Below are 22,017 nucleotides of genomic sequence, written 5' to 3'. Positions count from 1 at the left end.
ACAGCTTTTAAGGCTGTCTTTTTTGTTTTACCTACTCAGAAGGCTATTCCACCAACATTCTTTTTGTCTCCATTTCTTCCATCACCGTTCTCACTATATCTTCTCCTATACCAATACGGTAGCCTTGCGATGAGTACAAAATACCACCATTGGTAGACAGATAAATTACCAAAGGGAAGTTGTTCGAGAATTCTATCTGCAATGCTCCTGCTACAGCATTCAACAGGACACGTTTGTCGTCAGTCATCCAAACCGACTGTTTCGGCAGTCCCTTAAAGACAGAAGCATCGAATGCCTTGCTCACTTTATCGTCAGGAATGGCAAACAGCACTCCCCCGCCCCATTCTTCCAAAAAGCTTTGTTCTGCCGGAATATCTTGCAGTATATGTTTGGTCGGCTCTTTATCGGGATCGGCAAAGCAGATAACCAAGCCTTTTTTGTTGGTTAGCTCTTTCAGAGTTTTCTTACTACCATCATTCAATGTGACTATTGTATTCGGGTCTACAATTCCCTGCACCTGTATTCCTTTATCCACTTTAGGCAACTTTATCTCAATAGCCGTCTGGCTTTTCTCTTTTACTTCAAAACAACGTGTCTCTATTGTTACCGAGCCATCATTCGCTCTGCTTCCGGTCATCAGGCGATAATAGCCTGCATCTACCGAAACCTTCACAGGAAGGCTCTTAATCTCGTTCTCGTAATCGAGTGTTACATAATCACCTTTATCGAAACGGGCGATTGTAAAATGTGTGTAATAGCCCGGTTTTACGATATTGCCTGCCGCGTTGGTAAATGTGATGGTTCCTTTCGGCTTTTCTTCGGCTTGCGGCTCAAAGTAAACATCTGTCCACAGGCCGTCTTCTGCTCTCAGGTATTGCGGACGTCCTGTTACGGCATCTATGCGGGTAAGTATATCCATCGAACGGCAGAGGGCTACAAAGAATATATCGCGCGATTGCCTGTCGGCGATCTTCAATTCGTACACACCCTGTGGTGAAATAGGACATTTAAAATAGTTCTGACTATCATCAACTTTTATATTATCGCGCACATAAGCTATAACATACTGTATGTCACTCCTCGATTTATTCACAAAGTCTTCCGATAATTCTGTTTTGAAAAAACCGCGCCAAGGGCGTATCAGTTCGAGTGCAATACGTGGTGAAAAAACATTCTGGGCATAGCGGATATGATGATTTGTGATAGCATTAAAGTTTATTCCGTCTCCTTGTACCAGATGATCGGACAAATATTCGTAAGGTGTATCACGCAAATCTTTATCTTTGAGTGATTCCATAAAAACATACAGATAAGCATTATCTTTTTTCTCTTTCAGAAACATCTGTATATCCTGCCAGTTACCTTGCGATCGGTACAGATAATCCCATACCTTGTCCGGATTCAGATTGTTTTCCGTCGCAAATTTGCGTGCATCGGCTTCTGCAATAAAAGTAGCCATATAAGCATTGCGAATGGAGTCTTCATGAGCCAGACGCTTCGCATTCTCAGCTATCTTTTCGGCAGGCAACTCTTTTATTGTTTGCTCTATCGGTGTGGTCATTATGATTCCTTCTTCGAGAGCCTCAACTTGTGTTTTATTCAGTTTAATGGTCAAATCACCATTGTCAGGAGTTGATTTAGCATAACCGTAAATATTATCCTTATTCGCCCAAACGAATACATCACCCATACCTGTAATAATTGAGGCTATGCCATCGGCAGCAGTCGTACCGGTTGCTATCGGATAAAACTCCGCATAATTATATACATTGAATTTCACCGTAGCGCCTTCCATCGGTTTGCCTTCCTCATCTGTTACTGTTACTTTCAGATTTCTCGTCTCAGTATAATTGGGCAGCAGATTGATTACCGAATACAGTTCGGTTTGCACATTCTTTTCCTCAGGGCCATTATATTGCCCGAATACATTTGTATGTACCATCATCGCGCGTTTCACAGGTGCTGAAAACCATGCAACATCCAGCTCGGCATCGGGTTCACAGGCACCTATATAGTGCCACTTGCCATCTACCCATACTTCTACCCACGCATGGTTATCGTCGGTATGCACCCAACGCGGTGTATAGCACTGGCGGGCAGGAATACCCACTGCGCGCAAAGCTGCTGTAGTAAATGTAGACTCTTCGCCACAACGTCCCCACGATGTTTTCATCAAAGCCAATGGTGACGATGTGCGTCCGTCTGTACCTCTGTAAGTGACTTTCTCGTGGCACCAGTGATTGACTTCGAGCACAGCCTGTTCCATTGTAAGACCTTTTACGCGGTCTTTCAGTTCATCGAAGAATACCTGTCGCGCAGTATCAAGATTTTCATTATTTACACGGTAAACGAGTACAAAATGACGGAATATATCATCGGGAATATCTCTGCCCCAAGAGAAATAATCGCGTGCCCTGAATGCAGCATCCACCTGTCCGAGAAAATACTCTCCATCGTAATCGGCAAGATCGGACAATGGCATATATGCGTAGAGAAATTCGAGTGCTTCGCGCTGTTCGACAGTCAATCCCTCTTTATCAAGCACCGAAAACAATTGCTGGCTACGCCCTACGGCTATATCCTTTCGTTTGAGGAATTGCTCATGTACCTGTGTCCTGTATTTTTCATCTTTGAGGAAATGTGTTTCGGTCGGGCTACACGAAACGATGAAGAAAGCCATAAGAAGAATTACGGCAAAGCAGAAAGACATTGTTTTCATATCTATCTTTAAGTTTAAATATTACAATGGATGCAAGTTACGAGTTTTCTTTAGAAATTATTATCATTGAATAAAAAATTAGGGTTTTGAGAAAGACTACAGCCTTAAGAAATATAACACTATCTTTGATAGCCTAAATATAAATAACATCGAAAATCATGGATATGCTGAAATACACCCTACTGATAATGGCATCTTTAGCTCTCATTATTTTCATTATCGGACTATTATTACCAAAAGAAAGAACAGAAAGCCGCCAAACCTTATTTAACGCTTCTGCCGAGAAGGTCTACAATACTGTTACAAACAATCGGGACTGGCACTACCGCAATGATCTGAAAGACCTGAAAATACTGGAACAAAAGGATGAGATTGAAATATGGGAGGAAACAACAAAAGACGGCAGCATCATAAAATTTCGAACAGGAGAAAAGACTCCACATTCATTCTACTCCTTCTACATGGAAAGTAATATATTGACCGGATATTGGACTGCCGAGTTTAAAGATGCAGGCAATAACAAAACTCTCTTTATTGCAACAGAACATATCTACATTAAGAATCCTTTTGTAAAGACTCTCTCGTATCTGTTTTTCGACATTGGTAAAATGATGGAAAATTATCAGTCCGACCTACATAAGAAGCTGGCAGAACAATCTTTTCGATAGATTAATCCCAGTTAGGATCGTAGGATGAGTTGCGTCCGCGCTGCTCGTATTTCAGGTCTTGCAGCAGTGATGAACTGGCACGTAACGATACATAGTAAGATTTATACATACCTATCGGATTCACATTGGCCGATATAGACCAACAGTGCAGATTGCGGGTAAGATTGAGTGTCATATAAGCAATCTTTTTGGCATCGAAATCATACGTGGCATTGAAATTGAAATTCCAGTTCTTAGTAGGCTGTATGTTACCGTTGAAGCCGAATGTTTTGGTTATCCGCCCCCGGTATTCTACATATCCGTCTTTCCCTTCTTTTGGGTCGCGACTGGTATCCCATGAATAGTTCATCGAGAAATTGAAACCGAGATTCCATTTTATCTCATTTTTTACATACCCGTCTTCATCATATTCGTTATCGTCTTTTTTGCCTTCGAGCAGGCTCTTTCTGCCCTCGCCTTCCCCCTCTCCGGTTTCATTAGCATGAAGATCTCCATGCCCATCGCTATCTTTTTTCTTTTCGCCATCCTTGTCCTTGCCGAACCATTTTTTGAAGGTATCTTGGTCAATGGAAGGGGAAATGCTATATCCTGTACTTTTCAGACGGCCGAAACCGCGACCATTGGAAATACGCAATTCATCTACCTTCCTTGTTACACCATACTTATCTCTCCTGTACAGATACGGATCGAACGCCGCCCCGATATTTACCACAAAAGATTTACTGAACTTGAGGCGGATATTGGTGGCTATATCACTCCACTTGAGGGAGTCGGCCATCATATTATGACTGAAATTAATGCTTAGATTATCTATAAGGCTTATTTTCTTATAGCCTGTAGAATCACTTTGTGAAGGAACTTTCATTTCCAGATTGTTCTCGAAGCTGAACGTAACCATTCCTTGTGCTCCCGAAGGCGCTGTACCGAACATCCCCCGCTCGTAAGGTGAATAAGTATATTCCTGACTATTACCTTGTGCATCTATATAGTTATAGCGTTCGTAAAAGCCGAAACGCGAACTACTAAAGTCGGGTGCATAACTCAGGCTTATACTCGGAGTGAATACATGGCGTATATCGACACCTTTGATGAATAGCGGCTTATAAAAACCATAGAGCTTCGTCTGGAAGCTCAACTGTGCATTGAAATCGTAAACACGCTTGAACGAATAGGTGGTATCTCCGGGCAGCGATACATGGGAACGTGTTACCGGATCGTATTGCTTTTCGATACGGCGGGTGTACCAGCGTTCTGTATAGCTGAAAGACGGTGTTATATTCAGGTAGTTCAGCGCACTGAAAGTGGCCGACACCGGAATCGAATGCTTCATCGCATTGTTCCAGTCTTTCTTAAGATTCGACTTGAACAGCAGGTTTTCTTTTGTCTGAATACTGTTTTTGAAGTTACCGGTATATGACATATTGATTTTCTCATACCAACGCTCCGAACCTGCCATCTCTTTCCGTTTGAACGGATAGATACGTGACATAGTCACAGTAAGATCAGGTAATGTAAGCGAGATAGTAGAGTCGGCACTTCGCTGAGCCACATTCATAGAGGCTGAGATACTCCAGGCCGTATTCGGTATCTTCTGAGTAAGGCTGACACTGGAACTCTTGGTATTCTCGGTTCCGCGAGGTACATATTTGTTATCGAGACTATTTACATTATACGAGCTTGTAGAGAAGTTCACACTGGCCGAAAGTGTCCTGAACATATTTGCTTTCGGATCTTGGCTATGTGTCCAGTTGATAGCAAGGTCTTTACTTACCGAATAGTCGATCCCTTTTTCCCCGAATTTGTTCACAAGGTAATTGACATTGAACCCTCCGGAATATTTATAGCGCTTGCGGTAATTGGATTGAGCTTTCAGACCCCATGAACCTTTTGTGTAAATATCTCCGGTAAGAGCCAAGTCGATATTATCATTTATTGCAAAATAGTACCCTCCATCGTGCAGGTTGAACCCTCTGTCCATTTCATCACCGTAGGAAGGCATGATCACCCCTGACGAATATTTCTCCGAAAAAGGGAAAAACCCGAACGGCAACCCGATGAACGGAATAGGCAGGTCTTCTATCACCAGATAGGCAGGTCCGGTCACTATATTCTTCTTGGGTTTTACTTTTGCTTTTGTCAGAGCCAGATAGAAGTGCGGGTGCTCGTGATCGTCGCAGGTAGTGTATTTACCATCGAGCATAAAGAAGGAATTGTCTTCGTTCTTTTTCGCGCGTCCTGCCACCACGTAACCTTCGCCCTGAGTGGTCACTACATTTGTAATATATCCTTTTTTGGTTTTGAAGTTGTACTTCATCGTTTTCGATTCGTAATCCGTACCTCCGTCGGAAAACACAGGGAATCCGAATTCTTTACCGATAGAGTCGAGCCCGTAAGTAGCATATACGAGGCTGCTGTCCATATTCATATATACCTTTTCACCTTTCAGCTTTATATTGGTATAAGACACATTGGCATCTCCATACAGGTAACCCCACTTATCGGCAGTGAGTACGATGGAATCGTTGGCATTGTAGTCTACAATGGCATCCAGTGCATCTTTTTTTCTTGTTGTATCGGCGGGAAGTGAGTCTGTAGACAGCTTTAGCGAGTCGCGCCCTATAGCAAGCGAATCGGGCGGAAAGCCTAGCGAATCCAACCCTATTGGATCGATGGGTGGAAGTGTATCGCTGCCATAGACGGGAGGCATATCTATATGGGCTATGCGGGCATATTGCGCGCCCCAGAAGGGCACAGAGAACAATATACACACAAATATATATGTTAAGATGCGAATTTTTCTCATCTACTAAGAGCTCTTGCTAGTGTATTCGGATGCAAAGCTAATCAATTAAACATGAAAGCATAATATGAAAAATCAAAAAAAGTATAAATTTTTAATATTATAGCCATCTACAAAGCTTAACTATAGACCTGTTTTGCCCGAACTTTCCATTTATTTTTTATCTTTGTCAATAGTAACCTAAACGAATCTTTCTGTAGAATAAACATATCCGAAAGCCTATAAATACTTAAAGATTTATAAAAAAGATCTCAGAAAGAGAGAAACCTTGTAGAAACCAACATCATACAGAAATGAGACACATCCTGCTTATCTTTTCAGTATTCCTTTGTGCATTGTCTGCGAATGCTCAGGAATATGATGAATACTTTATCGACAAAACATTACGTGTCGATTATATCTTCTCGGGTGGCAACGAGTCGCAATCGATCGCTTTAGACCAACTGAACCAGTTACCCCTGTGGGCAGGACGAAGGCACAACCTGCCGGAGGTGCTGCGGGGCGGCAACGGACAAATAAAGATGATGGATGCACAAAGCGGCAAGTGTATTTATGCCGATGCGTTCAGTACTCTGTTTCAGGAGTGGCAGACCACCGACGAAGCTAAAACGGTAAGAAAGAGTTTCGAAAATTCTTACCTGTTGCCATACCCTAAAAGCAAGGTAGTAATAGAAGTAAGCCTGCGAAACAAGCATGGAGAATATATTTCTGCAATAAAACATACGGTAGACCCAACTGATATACTGATAAAAAAAGCAGGGCTGGAACATGTACCTGCTTATACAGCCATCCATCAAGGTGGGACTATCGACAAATGCGTAAATGTAGCCATCATCGCTGAAGGATATACGGCTGACGAAATGAAGAAATTCAGAGAGCATGCTGCTGTAGCCTGTCAGGCAATACTGGCGCACAGCCCGTTCAACACGATGAAAGAGAAATTTAATTTCTATGCGGTAGAGACTGTATCCGAGAATTCGGGTGTAAGCGTTCCCAGAGAAAATAAATGGCAGAAAACCGTTTTTGGTTCACACTTCGATACATTCTATTCCGACAGATACCTGACAACAACGAATGTAAAGGATATACACAATGCAATTGCAGGCATCCCATACGCACATATTATAATACTTGCCAATACTGATGTGTACGGAGGCGGAGGTATTTTCAATGCCTACACGCTGACCACAACAGGACACCCCAATTTCAAACCGGTGGTAGTACATGAATTCGGACATAGTTTTGCCGGATTGGCTGACGAATATTATTACGAGAACGATACGTTCAGCGACACATATCCACTTACCGTAGAGCCGTGGGAGCCGAATATTACCACCCTTACCAACTTCTTTGCCAAATGGAAAAATATGCTTCTGCCCGACACCCCGATACCGACAGATATAAAATCGGCAGGCCAGTACAAAGTAGGTGTGTATGAAGGGGCAGGCTATTCATCGAAAGGGATATACCGTCCGGCTGTAGATTGCAGAATGAAGACAAACACATGTAAAGATTTTTGTCCTGTATGCCAAAGAGCCATAGAACAACTCGTTAAATTTTATACCGAATAAAAAAAATACAGCTAAGATTTTATTTATAAGGATAAAACAGCTATTTTTGTCGCTGCTAATTTCGAGAATAATAAAAATATAATTTATAATACGATGTCTTCTAAAAAGAAACAAGCCGAATTACGCGAAGAGAAAGAATGGGAAAAAATAGACGAGGCCGTTCATACTTCTGAAAACTTCATCGAAAAATATCAAAAGCAACTACTGATAGGGATCGGAGTGCTAGTATTGGTTGTATGCGGTTATCTTGCATACCAGCGTTTCTACGTAGAACCGAAGAACGAAGAAGCACAGATCGCTCTTTTCAAAGGAGAACTATATTATAGAATGGGACAAGACTCTATAGCTATAAACGGTGACGGAAAAGGTTATAACGGATTCGAATCTGTTATCAGCGAATACAGTTCTACCAAAGCGGGTAATCTTGCGAAACTATATGCAGGCATCAGTTATGCCAACATGGGCAAATACGATAAAGCACTGGAGCTCCTGAAAAGCTATAGCGGTAAGGACGAAGTCGTATCGCAACTGGTAAACGGTACTATAGGAGACTGCCTCGACAATACAGGCAAATCACAGGACGCCGTTAGTTACTTTATCAAAGCTGCAAAAGGTGTAGACAATTCAGTTCAAAGCCCTATTTTTTACAAAAAGGCAGGACTTATATACAGAGATCAAGGTGATTATGACAAAGTGATCGAAGTTTTCACGACTATCAAAAATCAGTATATGAATTCTCCGATAGCTATGGAAGCTGATAAATATATAGAAGAGGCTACTCTGCTTAAAGCAGGCGGAGCTAAATAAAGAGCAACTGTAATTATAATACAATACTAAAAAGCCGCTTTATCACAGATAAAAGCGGCTTTTTGATGGTTATTACGATCTGCTATCAATCTTAGTATCTGAATGAAAGGCTTCGAAACGGGATAAAAGATAAATATTTTGCAATAATAAGATAGGCTGTTCATTCTTTCGCCTGTCTGATTTGTCTTTCTGCTCTTTACGCAAATTTCAAAGAGGCTTTCACCAATTGGTATATACGGTTTACCCATTCTCCTCCGAAAATCATAATCTTTATTGATAGATTTACTTCATAAATACTAAAACATAACTTTATGAAGAAGCTACTTATAATATTATTACTACCATTCGTTTTATTTTGTCCTGTTTAGGGCAATCAAAAGAGATATTTCTGGTTGCAACGGTTTGTCCCGAATTGGAAAAATTCCGAGAATCCTAAAATTGTTGTCTTCATGCCTTCGGTATCGGACTCTACTGAATATGCTTCTATGATAGTGCAGGCTTTCAAAAATTACTTTGTAGATAAACTGGCTTTTAGTCCTACAGACCGCCCGGATACAAATATTGACATTGCCCTCGTTACCGGTAAACAACGACCATCGATAGTCAACGTGAAAGATTTCACATTGGATAAAGAGTCGGAAATACAGGCTGTTGTGCAGGAGTTGATATCCCGTTCTAAATAAATTGGAAGATTCGATCTTTTTATCAAAGACAAGCAGCAAAAGAAAAATAAAAGCAAGAATAAGGCTTCCTGTTCCTCAGGAAGCCTTATTCATGGAGTTCCTGTAGAAAACTGTCCGCATTTATATCTTTTTATCCTAATCTTTACTGCTAGTTCGTCAAAAATGATTACATTTGCACGCAATAAATTTCAAAAGCTCTTTAATATATGTCTTTTATTGCAGATAAAGTAGTCATGGATGGATTGACATTCGACGATGTATTGTTGATCCCCGCTTATTCAGAAGTTCTCCCACGCGAAGTCGATCTCTCGACAAATTTCTCACGCAACATTAAGTTAAATATTCCCATTGTTTCTGCCGCTATGGATACCGTCACAGAGGCTAAATTGGCTATTGCCATTGCACGCGAAGGTGGTATAGGAGTTATCCACAAAAACATGTCGATAGAGGCACAGGCACAACAAGTAAGATCGGTAAAACGTGCCGAAAACGGTATGATCTCCAATCCTGTCAGTATCCTGCGAAACAAGACTGTAGGTCAGGCTCTGGCTATGATGGCAGAATATAAGATCGGAGGTATCCCTGTGGTAGATTCCGAAAACTATCTGGTAGGTATCGTAACGAATCGCGATCTGCGTTTCCGCCGCGATATGAACCAGCTGATAGACGATGTGATGACCAAAGAAAATATTATCACTACCCGTCAGTCTACCGACCTCGAAGCAGCAGCTGACATTTTGCAACAGCACAAGATAGAAAAGTTGCCTGTAGTAGATTCCGATAACAAACTGATCGGGCTTATTACATATAAAGATATAACAAAAGCTAAAGACAAACCGTTCGCCTGTAAGGACGAAAACGGACGTCTGCGTGTAGCTGCCGGAGTAGGTGTCACCTCTGATACGCTTGAACGCGTAGATGCACTGGTGAAAGCCGGGGTAGATGCCATCGTGATAGATACTGCGCACGGACACTCGAGAGGTGTGGTAGAAATGCTGAAAAAAGTGAAGACAGCCTATCCTAATATAGATGTGGTAGTAGGTAATATTGCTACCGGAGAAGCAGCCAGATATCTTGCCGATGCAGGAGCCGATGCTGTGAAAGTAGGTATCGGACCGGGTTCTATCTGTACTACCCGCGTGGTTGCCGGTATCGGTGTACCTCAGTTGTCTGCTATCTATGATGTCGCTAAAGCATTGAGAGGGACAGGCGTTCCGATGATTGCAGACGGAGGATTGCGCTATTCGGGCGATATAGTGAAAGCATTGGCAGCCGGAGGAAACTCTGTAATGATGGGATCATTGCTTGCAGGAGTAGAAGAATCTCCGGGCGAAACCATTATATTCAACGGACGTAAATTCAAATCATATCGTGGAATGGGTTCGTTGGAGGCTATGGAAAAAGGATCGAAAGACCGTTATTTCCAGGATATGGAAGCCGATATAAAGAAATTGGTTCCGGAAGGTATCGCTGCACGCGTTCCATTCAAAGGATCGTTGTTTGAAGTTGTATATCAGATGACCGGAGGCCTGCGTGCCGGAATGGGTTACTGTGGTGCTCAGAATATAGAGGCACTGCACAATGCAAAGTTTACCCGTATTACTAATGCCGGTGTAGCCGAAAGCCATCCGCACGATGTGGCTATTACCAGCGAAGCGCCTAATTACAGTCGCGGAGAATAATTCTATACAATATAATCAAGAAGTCCTGCATGCCGAAAAGTATGCAGGATTTTTGTATTTGGCAAAATAAGTATCTGTTTGTACCCCGTTTTTGCAGATAGCCCTGTATTTTAGAATATTTTAAAACATTATAAGCCTATATTTCTTGTATCTTTGCCTCTGCTTTATTTTTTAACTGTTTAGTAACTATGTACAAAAAACTGTTTTTGTTTCTTTTCACACTTACTTTCTTTACTATAGCCTTCGCACAGCAGGCAGACCCTGTTTTATTCACAATAAACGGGAAACCGGTCTATCGCTCTGAAGTACAACGGGCATACGATAAAGGCAATGAATATGCCGAAACCAAAGAAACGATCAGCGACTTTGTCCGGTCTTATGCCGATTTCAGGCGCAATGTAGAGGAAGCCAAAGCGCAACGCCTCGACACTGTACGCACTTATATTAATTCATACAGAGCATACAAAGACCAGATATCAGAGCCTTACCTGAAAGATACAGTGTCCGAACCCCGCTATATAAAGAAAATATACGATCGCATGCTCGAAAATGTGGAGATAAACCATATTATGTTCCCATTCTCCTCAGATGTAGTCTTTCCTGCCGATACACTAGAAGTATATGAAAAAGCAGTTGCAATGCGAAAAAAGATACTGAAAGACGGATTTAAGGGAGAAGAATTTCGTCAGGAGTTGACTTCGTCAATGCTCACAAAACTTGAAGACCGCAAAGGATATATAGGCTGGACAGCCCCATTCATGTTCCCATACAAAGTGGAAGATGCCATTTACTCGCTACCTGTCGGAGAGGTCAGTCTGCCTATCCGTTCGGCAAAAGGCTATCATATCATACAAGTATTGGGCAAACGTCCTGCGGCGGGGTCTGTTGAGATAGAGCAGGTTATATTCGGCTTTCCTAAAATACCGCCAACACAGCATCAGATAGATAGTGTAAGTAAGGTGGCAAACAGGGAATATAAAAACATCCGCTCCTCTGCTGATTTTCAGTCGTTATGCGATGAGTTTTCGGCAGTGCACGAAACAGGAGACAATGGCTGTTATTTTGGAGTCATAGGACTTGAAAGCAACTTGCCGCCTGCTTTTACGATGGCTGCATTCAGCCTTGAAAATCCCGGAGATGTAAGCCCTCCTGTGATGACAAACTATGGATTCCATATACAACGCCTGCTTCGTAAAATTCCTGTTCCCGAGCTTAGTGTAATAAATGATCAGTTAAGAGAAAAAATCATCAAGAGCGATAAAGTACAGGAATATAGTAATGATAGCCGCCGACAACTGATAAGCCAGTTTAATGTCAGGGTGGACGAAAATGCATATAACAAGCTGAAAGCTATTGCCACTACAATATCTCCGCGTGATTCCTTATTTTTGGAGAATGTACAAAACGGAGAGGATATAATTTTCAGTATAGACAATGAAAGAAACTATCAGGTAAAAGAGTTTGTAAAATATCTGGGCAACAGGCAAAGGGAACTGCAACGAGATCCAAACGAAATACAGATGTTTCAAGTGTTTGACGCATCGCCCTACAGCCTGTCTACCGATTTGTTGAAAGATTATTTCGATAGCTTTGTTTCCATGCTTGTCTCCAATTATGCCGAATATACGCTTGAAAAAAGAAATCCGGAATTTGGACGACTGATGGGAGAATTTTCCGATGGCTTGCTTCTTTTCGATGTAATGGATAAGAACGTGTGGAAAAAATCGAAAACAGACGAAATCGGACTAGCCAAATGCTTTGAAAAGAATAAATCGAAATATTCTTTAGGAGGGAAGAAGTATAAAGGGATGATCGTATATGCTAAGAATGAGGAATATATGAAAGAAGCCCGGTCTGTAGCAAAAAAACAGCCCTCAGTAAAGGGATTTATCGAAACAATGCGGGCAACTCTGAATAAGGATTCAGTAGTAGTGAGAATAGAACCCGGGTTATGGGCTTATCGAAACAATGCTTATGTAGATAATCAAATATTCGGAGAACCCGAACCCGCTCCGTTGAGTGGTTACCCTTATTTCTTTGTTACAGGTAAATTTATTACTAAACCCGAAGACTTTACCGATGTGAGAACTGCTGTAGAAAACGATTATCAGGCACAATTGGAAGAAGAATGGTCTGCATATCTGAAAAATAAGTATAAAGTAGAGATAGATGAATCTGTTTTAAACACGATGAAATGAAAAAGCTGCTGATTGTTTTATTGCTACTCCCTTTTTTCTTTATATCCTATTCATGTAGGAATGGAGAGAATGGCACTACCGATACAGATAGGACACCTGTTGTTTCGGTAGAAGGCGATATATTATATAAGGCCGACCTGGACGAAGCTTTGCCCTCCGGATTGTCGGGAGAAGACAGTATTGCAGCAGCAAAATCGTATATAGAAATATGGATCAACGATAAGTTGATGTATAACATCGCAAAGCAAAATATTGTGAACAAAAGTTCGATAGATGCTCTTGTCGAAGATTACAGAAAGTCTTTGATTGTAAACTCATATCAGGAGCAGCTATTGAAGGAACATTATCAATCTGTATCGGATAGTGAGCTGAAAAACTATTACGAGCTGCATAAAGATAAATTTAAGCTCGAAGAAAATATTATAAAAGGCCTGTATCTTAAAATCCCTTCAAGCTCGCCGGAGTTGAACAACTTCTTGAAATGGTATAAACAAGGTACTGATGCCGCTATCGAAAATATAGAAAAGAATACACTGCAGAATGCCGTCAATTATGAGTATTTTTACGACCGATGGGTTAGCTTTGATGATGTGACTGAGAATATCCCTTCCATTATAGAAGACAAATCCAGATTTTTGCAAACGAATAAGAGTATGGAAGTCCGCGATTCCTTATTTGTATATCTGCTTAATATAAAGGAGTATAAACTTAAGGGTAGTGAGGCGCCGTACGAATATATAAAAGGGACACTCAAGGAGGTTTATTCAGAGCAACGCAAGGCCGATTATTTAAAACAGGTACGCAAAGACCTATATGATAAGGGTGTCTCAAATGAAGAAATTAAGTTTTATGACAAATAGAATATAACTTCTTTTTCTACGTTAAGAGAAAAAAGTGATACATAATCATTATATTTACGCGATTTTTAATTTGGAAATACAATATGGTAAAAAGAGCCGGAAAATTTATTTTATTAGCGATTTTGTTGAGTTCAGGTCTTTTCTGTAAGGCGCAGGACAATGTCATCGACCAGATAATATGGGTAGTAGGAGATGAAGCCATCCTGAAATCAGATGTTGAGAAGGCACGTATGATGATCCTTGCAAGAGGTCAGCGTGTAGAAGGCGACCCGTATTGTTTCATTCCCGAACAGCTCGCCGTACAGAAGCTTCTTCTCGATCAGGCAAAAATAGATAGTATTGAGGTCTCGGCTGCTGATATTTCCAGAGGGGTAACTCGTCAGGAGAATTTTGCCATAGCCAATTACGGATCGAAAGAGAAGGTCGAAGAATATTTGCAGGCTCCCATGAGCCAGCTTCGTGAAGAATGGCGCGAAGATATAAAAAACGACTATCTGGCTTCACGTGTAAGAGAAAAGTTGGCAGGACAGAAAACAAATCTGACTCCATCCGAAGTTAGAAAATATTATGCACAACTGCCGCAAGACAGTTTGCCATATATACAGACCACAGTAGAAGTACAGATAATAACCAATGAGCCGGTAGTGCCGTTGAACGAAATAGATAAAGTGAAAGAACGCCTGAGAGAGCTTACCAACAGGGTGAATGCTGGTGAAAGTTTCTCTACTCTGGCTATCATGTACTCCGAAGACGGTTCGGCAGCCAATGGTGGTGAGCTTGGTTTCAGTGGACGTGCCCAATGGGTTCCCGAGTTTGCAAATATGGCATTCTCTTTGAATGACCCTAACAAAGTATCGAATATTGTAGAAACTGAGTATGGATTTCACATATTGCAACTGATAGAGCGACGAGGAGACCTCATCAATGTACGTCATATACTGATGAAGCCGAAAGTTCCTGCTACCGAAATGGACAAGGCCATGAACAGAATGGACTCTGTAGTACAAGATATAAGAACCAATAAGTTTACATTCGAAGATGCTACCGTATTGTCATTTGACAAAGATACCCGTAAGAATAACGGGTTGATGGTAAACCGCAAGGAAAGCAGCAACTACGGGACACCACGCTTTACGATGGAAGAACTTCCTGCCGAAGTGGCTAAGGTTATAGATGGTATGAAGGCTGGTGAAATTTCCGCTCCGTTCAAGATGAAACAGGAGAGTAACGGAAAGGACGTTATCGCCGTTGTGAAGCTCAGAAGCAAAGTAGACGGGCACATTGCCAATGTGTCGGACGACTATCAGGCTCTGAAACAAATAGTTGAAGAAAAGAAACAGGAGGAAGCCCTGAGAAAGTGGTTACAGAATAAGATCAAAGGGACTTATGTATATATAGATGAGAACTGGAGGAACTGTGACTTCCAATATTCAGGGTGGCTTAAATAAATTGAACGTTTTCGTTAAGCAATGAGGGCAGAATCAAGTTTACTTGAATTATGCCATTGCGAGAACCAACGGTCACAGGAGTGAAACGTATGTAAAACGACTAATGAAATTGAACGTTTTCGTTAAGCAGGCAAGCAGAAGCAAAAATTTATTTTGATTATGCTGCTGCGAGAAAACGACTAATAAAATTGAACTTCAAACCCGATCAGACAACGTGTTCGAAAGAATAATAAAATATCTTATGCAAAGGCATAGAATACCTCTCGTGAGTGTTCTATGCCTCATTGCTCTGTATGCTTCGGCTCAAACTATGATTTCGCCGCAGTTCGATATCGACATATATCAGAATCCGCAAAAGCCTCAGGCTGCGCTGCAAAATCCGCAGAAACCGCAAGAGCCTAAGAAGCCAGCTTCTCAGGGGGATGGAGTAAAGGTGATTGAAATTATCTACGCAGACAAAGCACTTCAACGTCAGGGATTTACTACGCAGGTCCTAAAAGACAGTGTAATCTTTCTTCACGACGGAGCTTACCTCTATTGCGACAGCGCTTACTGGAGCGAGAAAGAAAATACTTTTGAAGCATTTGGCAGGGTGCGTATGGAACAGGGTGATACATTGTTTCTCAAGGGACGATACATGCACTACGATGGTAACATGAAGTTGGTGAAAGTGCGCCGCGACGTTACACTCGAGCATATACCTAAAACAAGTACGAATATAATCACGCTGTTTACCGATAGTCTCAATTACGACCGTATGATGAATCTCGGTTATTACTTCGATGGTGGTATGCTGGTAGATTCATTGAACGAGCTGACATCGTTTTGGGGACAGTACGAGCCTAATATTAATATGGCTACGTTCCGCGATAGTGTAATTCTTACCAATCCTAACTTTACGCTTTATTCCGACAGGTTGAAATACAATACAAACGAAAAGCTTGCCCTTATCTCCACTCCTACCAAGATAGTATCTGATAGCGGGGTTATATATACAAGCAATGGCTGGTACAATACCGATACGGAAGAATCGTTACTGCTCGACCAATCTACGGTAGTAAACAAAGAAGGAAACCGCTATCTGCGTGGCGATTCTATCTTCTACTACAAGAATCAGGGTTATGGAGAAGTATTTGGCAATATGCTTTTGCACGATACTACAAAGCATGTGATACTCAGAGGACATTACGGGTACTACGATGAAATAAACGATTATGCACTGGCTACTGATTCGGCTTTTGCTATAGAATATTCGCAGGGTGACAGCCTGTATATACATGCCGATACATTAAAGCTGATTACTATAATAGACAGTACAAACCTAAAGATGAACAGTCTGCCTCAGGTGTCAGATACACCGGCTTTAACAGGAGAAGATGATACGCTCAGCCCGGTATTATCCCCTGTGATGGCAGATTCGTTGGTTATAACCATGCCTGATATAGGAGAGCCTGTAGCACTACGCACAGACTCACTAGCATCCGATATGGCTTTGTCCGATTCGGTAATGCCGACAGATCGTCTTATACAGCAGATACAGGATACGGTTCCCAAATCGTACAGGCGGATAAAAGCCTATTACGGAGTCCGTTTCTACCGATCCGATATGCAGGGTGTGTGTGATTCTCTGCAATTCGATTCGCGCGATTCCGTACTTCATATGTATAAAGACCCTATCTTGTGGAATACCAACAGGCAGTTGTCGGGCGATACTATTGACATCTATATGAACGATAGTACCATCGACAGGATGCACATAAAACAATATAGCTTCTCCATTGAAGAAAAAGACTCTATACACTTCAATCAGCTAAAGAGCCGTTCGATGAAGATCTATTTTGAAAACAAGAAAGTGAACAGGGTATTGGCCGAAGGAAATGTGGAAACAGTGACTTATCCCGAAGAAAAAGACGGCACATTATCTCTGATTCTCAATTGGCTGGAGAGTAGTTATCTTGAAATATTTATGAATGACGGAGCTTTCCAAAAGTTGGTGGCATGGCCTAAGCCGGTGGGAAAGACTACTCCGTTCCATTTATTGAAAACAGAACAACTCCGTCTGAAAGACTTCTATTGGTACGACTATCTGAGACCTTTGGACAAAGATGATATTTTCAGAAAAGCAACGAAGAAAACCGGAGACTCCAGACCGAAGCGCTCTTCCATTTTCGACCGGATAGACGACGATTAACAACAAAACAATGAGTGACATAATACATCTCTTACCCGATTCTATCGCTAACCAGATTGCTGCCGGAGAGGTTATCCAGCGTCCGGCGTCCGTAGTGAAAGAATTGGTAGAAAATGCCATTGATGCAGGTGCAGACAGCATACAACTTATTATCAAAGATGCCGGGCGTACACTTGTGCGGGTTATTGATAACGGAAAAGGTATGTCTGCTACTGATGCCCGTATGGCTTTTGAGAGGCATGCCACATCGAAAATAAAAGCAGCCGACGATTTATTTAACCTCCGCACGATGGGATTCAGAGGAGAAGCTCTGCCTTCTATTGCTGCTATTGCTCAGATTGATCTGCGTACGCGTAGGGAAGAGGATGAACTGGGTACACTGCTGCAAATATCGGGTTCGAGAGTGGAAGCACAGGAATGTATTGCCTGTCCGGTAGGGAGTGATTTCTCTATCAGAAATATCTTCTTCAATGTGCCAGCCCGCCGTAAATTTCTTAAATCGAACGATACCGAACGAAGGAATATACTTACCGAACTTGAACGTATTGTGCTGGTAAACCCTTCTATTGAGTTCTCATTTGCCGACAACGATATAGAAGTACTGAGATACCCTGCATCTAACCTTCGCCAGCGCATAGTGAATGTTGTAGGTAAGAATTTCAATCAGCAGCTTATATCTATCGATATAGATACTTCCCTTGTCAAGATAACAGGCTATATAGGCAAGCCCGAGTCGGCTCGTAAGACACGCGCATTGCAGTACTTCTTCGTAAATGGCAGATATATGCGCCATGCATATTTCAACAGGGCTGTTACAGCTGCATTCGAGCCATTGATACCTACAGGAGAGAACCCGAATTACTTTATATACTTAGAGGTTGATCCGTCAACGATAGATGTGAACATTCACCCTACCAAGACCGAAATAAAGTTTGAGAATGAACAGCCTATCTGGCAGATACTTTCGGCTGCAGTAAAAGAAGCACTGGGTAAGTTTAATGAAGTGCCTACTATCGATTTCGATACCGAAGGTGCGATAGATATACCTATCCATGATCCATCCAAGAATGTGAGTCAGCCGCGCGTCAATGTAAATCCGTCTTATAATCCTTTTAAATCGCCATCTTCGAGTAGTGGATATCAACGTCCAAGCCTCGACTGGGAAAAGTTTTATGAAGGTTTTGAAAAAGACAAGGGGAATACATCTGCAATGGTAGAGCCCGACAGTACCCTGAATATTTTCAGCCAATCGACCGATAATGATGCTGAAGGAGAAAAGTCATTCGCTACGTTGTCCGACATGGTCGTACATTATCAGTATAAGAACAGGTATATACTGACTTCCGTCAAATCGGGTCTGATGCTTATCGACCAGCACAGGGCGCATATCCGCATACTGTTCGATCAGTTCTTGTCGCAGATCAGAATGAAGAGAGGCGTTTCGCAACGTGCCCTTTTCCCCGATATTATAGAACTGTCACCGTCTGAGTCTGCTATGATCCCTTATCTGATGGATGATCTGGAGGCTGTAGGATTCGATCTTGGCAATCTCGGGAATAACGCTTATGCAATTAACGGTATTCCTGCCGAAATAACGAATGTAGACCCTGTGCAGCTTGTACACAATATGATCAGCAAAAGCGTGGATACAGGTAGCGATGTGAAGGAAGAAATACAGGAATCTCTGGCGTTGTCGATGGCAAATGCCGCCGCAATCCCATACGGACACAAGCTATCGGATGAGGAGATGAATAAGATTGTAGATCAGCTATTCGCTTCGCCTGCCCACAAACATACACCTGATGGCAAGACTATTATCTCGTTGCTCGAGGATGATGTGATAGAAAAGATGTTCAGGTAATCTTATACACAATCTCTTATGAAAAAATTGATAATAAGATTTTTTGTTCCCTGCTTATTAATTGCTCTGGGTCTGGGGTTTTATTATTGGAAAGCAAATCCAATAAAAACAGCTAGAATACAGGAGATGGTTAAGGATAACCGGATAAATGATGGGGATATTATTTTCCAGATCTCCCTTTCGGGACAAAGTAAAGCTATTCAGGAAGCAACACAATCAAAATATTCTCATTGCGGTATTATCTACAAGAACAATGGGAAGTATTATGTATATGAAGCTGTGCAACCCGTAAAACTCACTCCGCTGGAGAAATGGGTAGCAAGGGGAAAAGACGGCCACTATGTAATAAAAAGACTAAAGAATGCCGATAAGCTACTGACTACCGCCAACCTGTCGACAATGAGAAAGGAAGGAGAAAAGTTTCGTGGAAAGAATTATGATCTTACTTTCGAATGGTCTGATGATAAGATATATTGCTCAGAGCTTATTTGGAAAATTTATAAGCGGGGTGCAAATATTGAGATAGGAAAACTTGAACGGTTGGGAGACTTCAATTTGACAGGAAAAGAGGTAAAGGAAAAATTGAGGCAGCGATATGGGGACAATATTACTAAAAATGAGTCGGTTATATCTCCTGCTGCTATTTTTGATAGTGATTTGTTAGAGACAATAAGCTCAAATTAGATAAAAAAGCAGAATGATTTATCCATTCTGCTTTCAGTTATAATTATAGAAATAGCTTATTTACTAAGCAGCTTCTTTACGGTTTCAGATATGGCTTTTCCTGCTGCAACGCCTGCCAGTGCTTTTGTTGCAACACCCATAACCTTACCCATATCGGCAGGGGAAGAAGCTCCCACTTGAGTAATAATATCAGCTATTTTTGCATCTAGCTCATCTTGTGTGAGTTGCTTTGGTAGATATTCCTCCAATACGGCAACTTGTGCCAGTTCGTCTCCAGCAAGGTCTTCACGCCCTTGTGTCTTATATATATCCGCACTATCCTTGCGTTGTTTCACCATCTTCTGGATTATCTGTATCGCAGTTTCGTCCGATAGTTCATCATCTGCTCCCTTTGCGGTTTTCGCTTCCAGAAACTCTTTTTTCATGCCACGTAGTGCTTCCAGTCTTACCTTGTCTTTTGCGCGCATTGCGTCTTTAATATCTTCGCTGACTTTATCAAATAAGTTCATTGTTGCTTATTTTATATGTTGGAAATTTTCTAATATCAATCGTTGAACAGTCCGCCTTGTTTCTTAGCTTCCGGTTTGTATTCGCTTGGGTTGAACTTCTCATCACGTTTAAACACCGGTGTATTTTCCAGCGCATCCACAATCCGGTCATTGTCCAGCTCTTCGGCAGAAAGTATCACTGGTTTAGGACTGAAGAAAGATGTACGCACAGCCATTGTCTGCACACCGTCTTTACCATAATGCTTTTCTATCATTTCGTTGATGCGGCGTTTCTCGTCTTCTTCTTGTCTGATGCGTTCTTCTTCGAGCAGTTCTTCTTCTTCCGACATTTCGCGGTAGTGCTCGTCTATGCCCGGAATGCTCGACATACCGAAGCCTGTGGCAAGGAGGGTAATCTTCACTTTTTCGCCCAGTTTCTTGTCGGTAGCAGTACCCCAGATAACTTCGATTTCAGGGCCGAAACGCTTCATGAAGTTGGCTACGGCTTCCATCTCTTCTACAATAAGCGGATTCTCTTCGCTCGAATAGATATTGAACAATATCTTCTTGGCATCGAATACATCATTGTTGTTCAGCAACGGAGAATGCAGTGCATTTACTATAGCATCTTCCACGCGGTTTTCGCCCTCGCCGTATCCACTACTCATAATGGCTACACCACCATCTTTAAGTATGGTTTTCACATCGGCAAAGTCGAGGTTGATATGTCCATGTACGGTAATGATTTCTGCAATTCCTTTTGCGGCGATAGTCAATGTATCATCGGCTTTGGCAAACGCATTCGGAATGGTAAGGTCTGCATAGATGTCGATCAGGCGTTCATTGTTGATCACCAATAGGGCATCTACATTCTTTGCTATATTTTCTACACCTCTGAGTGCCTGTATGATCTTTTTACGTCCTTCAAACACAAATGGTATGGTGACTATGCCGACAGTGAGTATACCCATGTCTTTAGCGATACGTGCCACTACAGGGGCAGCACCCGTACCGGTTCCTCCTCCCATACCTGCTGTGATGAATACCATGCGGGTGCCATCGCTAAGCAGCCTTTCCAGATCTTCGCGACTTTCTTCGGCAGCAGCCTGAGCTACTTCGGGGCGGTTGCCCGCACCAAGCCCTTCAGTAGTCTTCTTTCCCAGCTGAACGCGCGTCTCGACCGGAGATTCGCAAAGTGCCTGATTGTCGGTGTTGCACAGGGCAAAAGACACGTCATGTATCCCTTCGTTATACATATGGTTTACGGCGTTTCCGCCACCACCTCCCACGCCGATCACTTTAATGATAGTCTGGGTTTTTCTGGGAAACTGGAAGTCCAGTATTTTATCGTCCATAT

At 42.0% G+C, this 22,017-nt stretch carries 15 protein-coding genes; 11 read left to right on the top strand and 4 right to left on the bottom strand.

Annotated elements, in window-relative coordinates; all coding sequences use genetic code 11:
* Window positions 1–43 precede the first annotated feature (43 nt).
* Window positions 44–2,719 (bottom strand): transglutaminase domain-containing protein, encoded by a 2,676-nt coding sequence (locus tag M2448_RS01935; protein WP_280644587.1) that lies wholly within the window; start codon window positions 2,717–2,719, stop codon window positions 44–46.
* A gap of 158 nt (window positions 2,720–2,877) precedes the next feature.
* On the opposite strand from M2448_RS01935, the gene M2448_RS01930 reads away from it, so the two are divergent.
* The gene (locus M2448_RS01930; protein WP_280644586.1) at window positions 2,878–3,387 is read left to right on the top strand and encodes a hypothetical protein; all 510 of its coding nucleotides are present in this window, start codon (window positions 2,878–2,880) and stop codon (window positions 3,385–3,387) included.
* 1 nt (window position 3,388) lies between these two features.
* On the opposite strand, the gene M2448_RS01925 is transcribed toward M2448_RS01930, so the two are convergent.
* Entirely contained in the window at window positions 3,389–6,190 is a 2,802-nt protein-coding gene (locus M2448_RS01925) for a putative LPS assembly protein LptD (RefSeq protein ID WP_280644585.1), read from the bottom strand.
* Window positions 6,191–6,480: 290 nt separating this feature from the next.
* Between M2448_RS01925 and M2448_RS01920 the strand changes: the two genes are divergently transcribed.
* The 10 genes from M2448_RS01920 (at window position 6,481) to M2448_RS01875 (ending at window position 20,172) form a co-directional block, all read left to right on the top strand.
* Window positions 6,481–7,758 (top strand): M64 family metallopeptidase, encoded by a 1,278-nt coding sequence (locus M2448_RS01920; protein WP_280644584.1) that lies wholly within the window; start codon window positions 6,481–6,483, stop codon window positions 7,756–7,758.
* Window positions 7,759–7,851: 93 nt separating this feature from the next.
* Window positions 7,852–8,565: a tetratricopeptide repeat protein gene (locus M2448_RS01915; RefSeq protein ID WP_280644583.1), complete on the top strand. Its 714-nt coding sequence runs from the start codon at window positions 7,852–7,854 to the stop codon at window positions 8,563–8,565.
* A gap of 449 nt (window positions 8,566–9,014) precedes the next feature.
* A complete protein-coding gene (locus tag M2448_RS01910; RefSeq protein ID WP_280644582.1) occupies window positions 9,015–9,248 on the top strand; it encodes a hypothetical protein in 234 nt (77 codons plus the stop codon).
* A 206-nt stretch (window positions 9,249–9,454) separates the two neighbouring features.
* Window positions 9,455–10,930: an IMP dehydrogenase gene (guaB, locus tag M2448_RS01905; protein ID WP_280644581.1), complete on the top strand. Its 1,476-nt coding sequence runs from the start codon at window positions 9,455–9,457 to the stop codon at window positions 10,928–10,930.
* A gap of 188 nt (window positions 10,931–11,118) precedes the next feature.
* Window positions 11,119–13,128: a peptidylprolyl isomerase gene (locus M2448_RS01900; protein ID WP_280644580.1), complete on the top strand. Its 2,010-nt coding sequence runs from the start codon at window positions 11,119–11,121 to the stop codon at window positions 13,126–13,128.
* Complete coding sequence (locus M2448_RS01895) at window positions 13,125–13,988, top strand: peptidyl-prolyl cis-trans isomerase (protein ID WP_280644579.1); 864 nt, start codon at window positions 13,125–13,127, stop codon at window positions 13,986–13,988. Before M2448_RS01900 ends, M2448_RS01895 begins: the two co-directional genes overlap by 4 nt.
* An 83-nt stretch (window positions 13,989–14,071) precedes the next feature.
* Window positions 14,072–15,436 carry a peptidylprolyl isomerase gene (locus M2448_RS01890; RefSeq protein ID WP_280644578.1) on the top strand — a complete coding sequence of 455 codons (1,365 nt, stop codon included), beginning with the start codon at window positions 14,072–14,074 and terminating at the stop codon, window positions 15,434–15,436.
* Window positions 15,437–15,677: 241 nt separating this feature from the next.
* Entirely contained in the window at window positions 15,678–17,627 is a 1,950-nt protein-coding gene (locus M2448_RS01885) for an OstA-like protein (RefSeq protein WP_280644577.1), read from the top strand.
* 10 nt (window positions 17,628–17,637) lie between these two features.
* The gene (gene mutL / locus M2448_RS01880) at window positions 17,638–19,488 is read left to right on the top strand and encodes a DNA mismatch repair endonuclease MutL (protein ID WP_280644576.1); all 1,851 of its coding nucleotides are present in this window, start codon (window positions 17,638–17,640) and stop codon (window positions 19,486–19,488) included.
* A gap of 18 nt (window positions 19,489–19,506) precedes the next feature.
* Window positions 19,507–20,172, top strand: a complete 666-nt coding sequence (locus tag M2448_RS01875; RefSeq protein WP_280644575.1) for a YiiX family permuted papain-like enzyme — start codon at window positions 19,507–19,509, stop codon at window positions 20,170–20,172.
* Window positions 20,173–20,228: 56 nt separating this feature from the next.
* Here M2448_RS01875 and M2448_RS01870 read toward each other — a convergent pair whose 3' ends face one another.
* Both M2448_RS01870 and ftsZ read right to left on the bottom strand, forming a co-directional pair.
* Window positions 20,229–20,681 carry a GatB/YqeY domain-containing protein gene (locus tag M2448_RS01870; RefSeq protein WP_280644574.1) on the bottom strand — a complete coding sequence of 151 codons (453 nt, stop codon included), beginning with the start codon at window positions 20,679–20,681 and terminating at the stop codon, window positions 20,229–20,231.
* A gap of 35 nt (window positions 20,682–20,716) precedes the next feature.
* Window positions 20,717–22,015: a cell division protein FtsZ gene (gene ftsZ, locus M2448_RS01865; protein WP_280644573.1), complete on the bottom strand. Its 1,299-nt coding sequence runs from the start codon at window positions 22,013–22,015 to the stop codon at window positions 20,717–20,719.
* Window positions 22,016–22,017 lie beyond the last annotated feature (2 nt).

Source organism: Dysgonomonas sp. PF1-14 (assembly GCF_029892965.1).
Classification (GTDB): domain Bacteria; phylum Bacteroidota; class Bacteroidia; order Bacteroidales; family Dysgonomonadaceae; genus Dysgonomonas.
The sequence above is the reverse complement of the archived record's forward strand: the minus strand, read 5'-3'. Positions and strand labels throughout refer to the sequence as shown.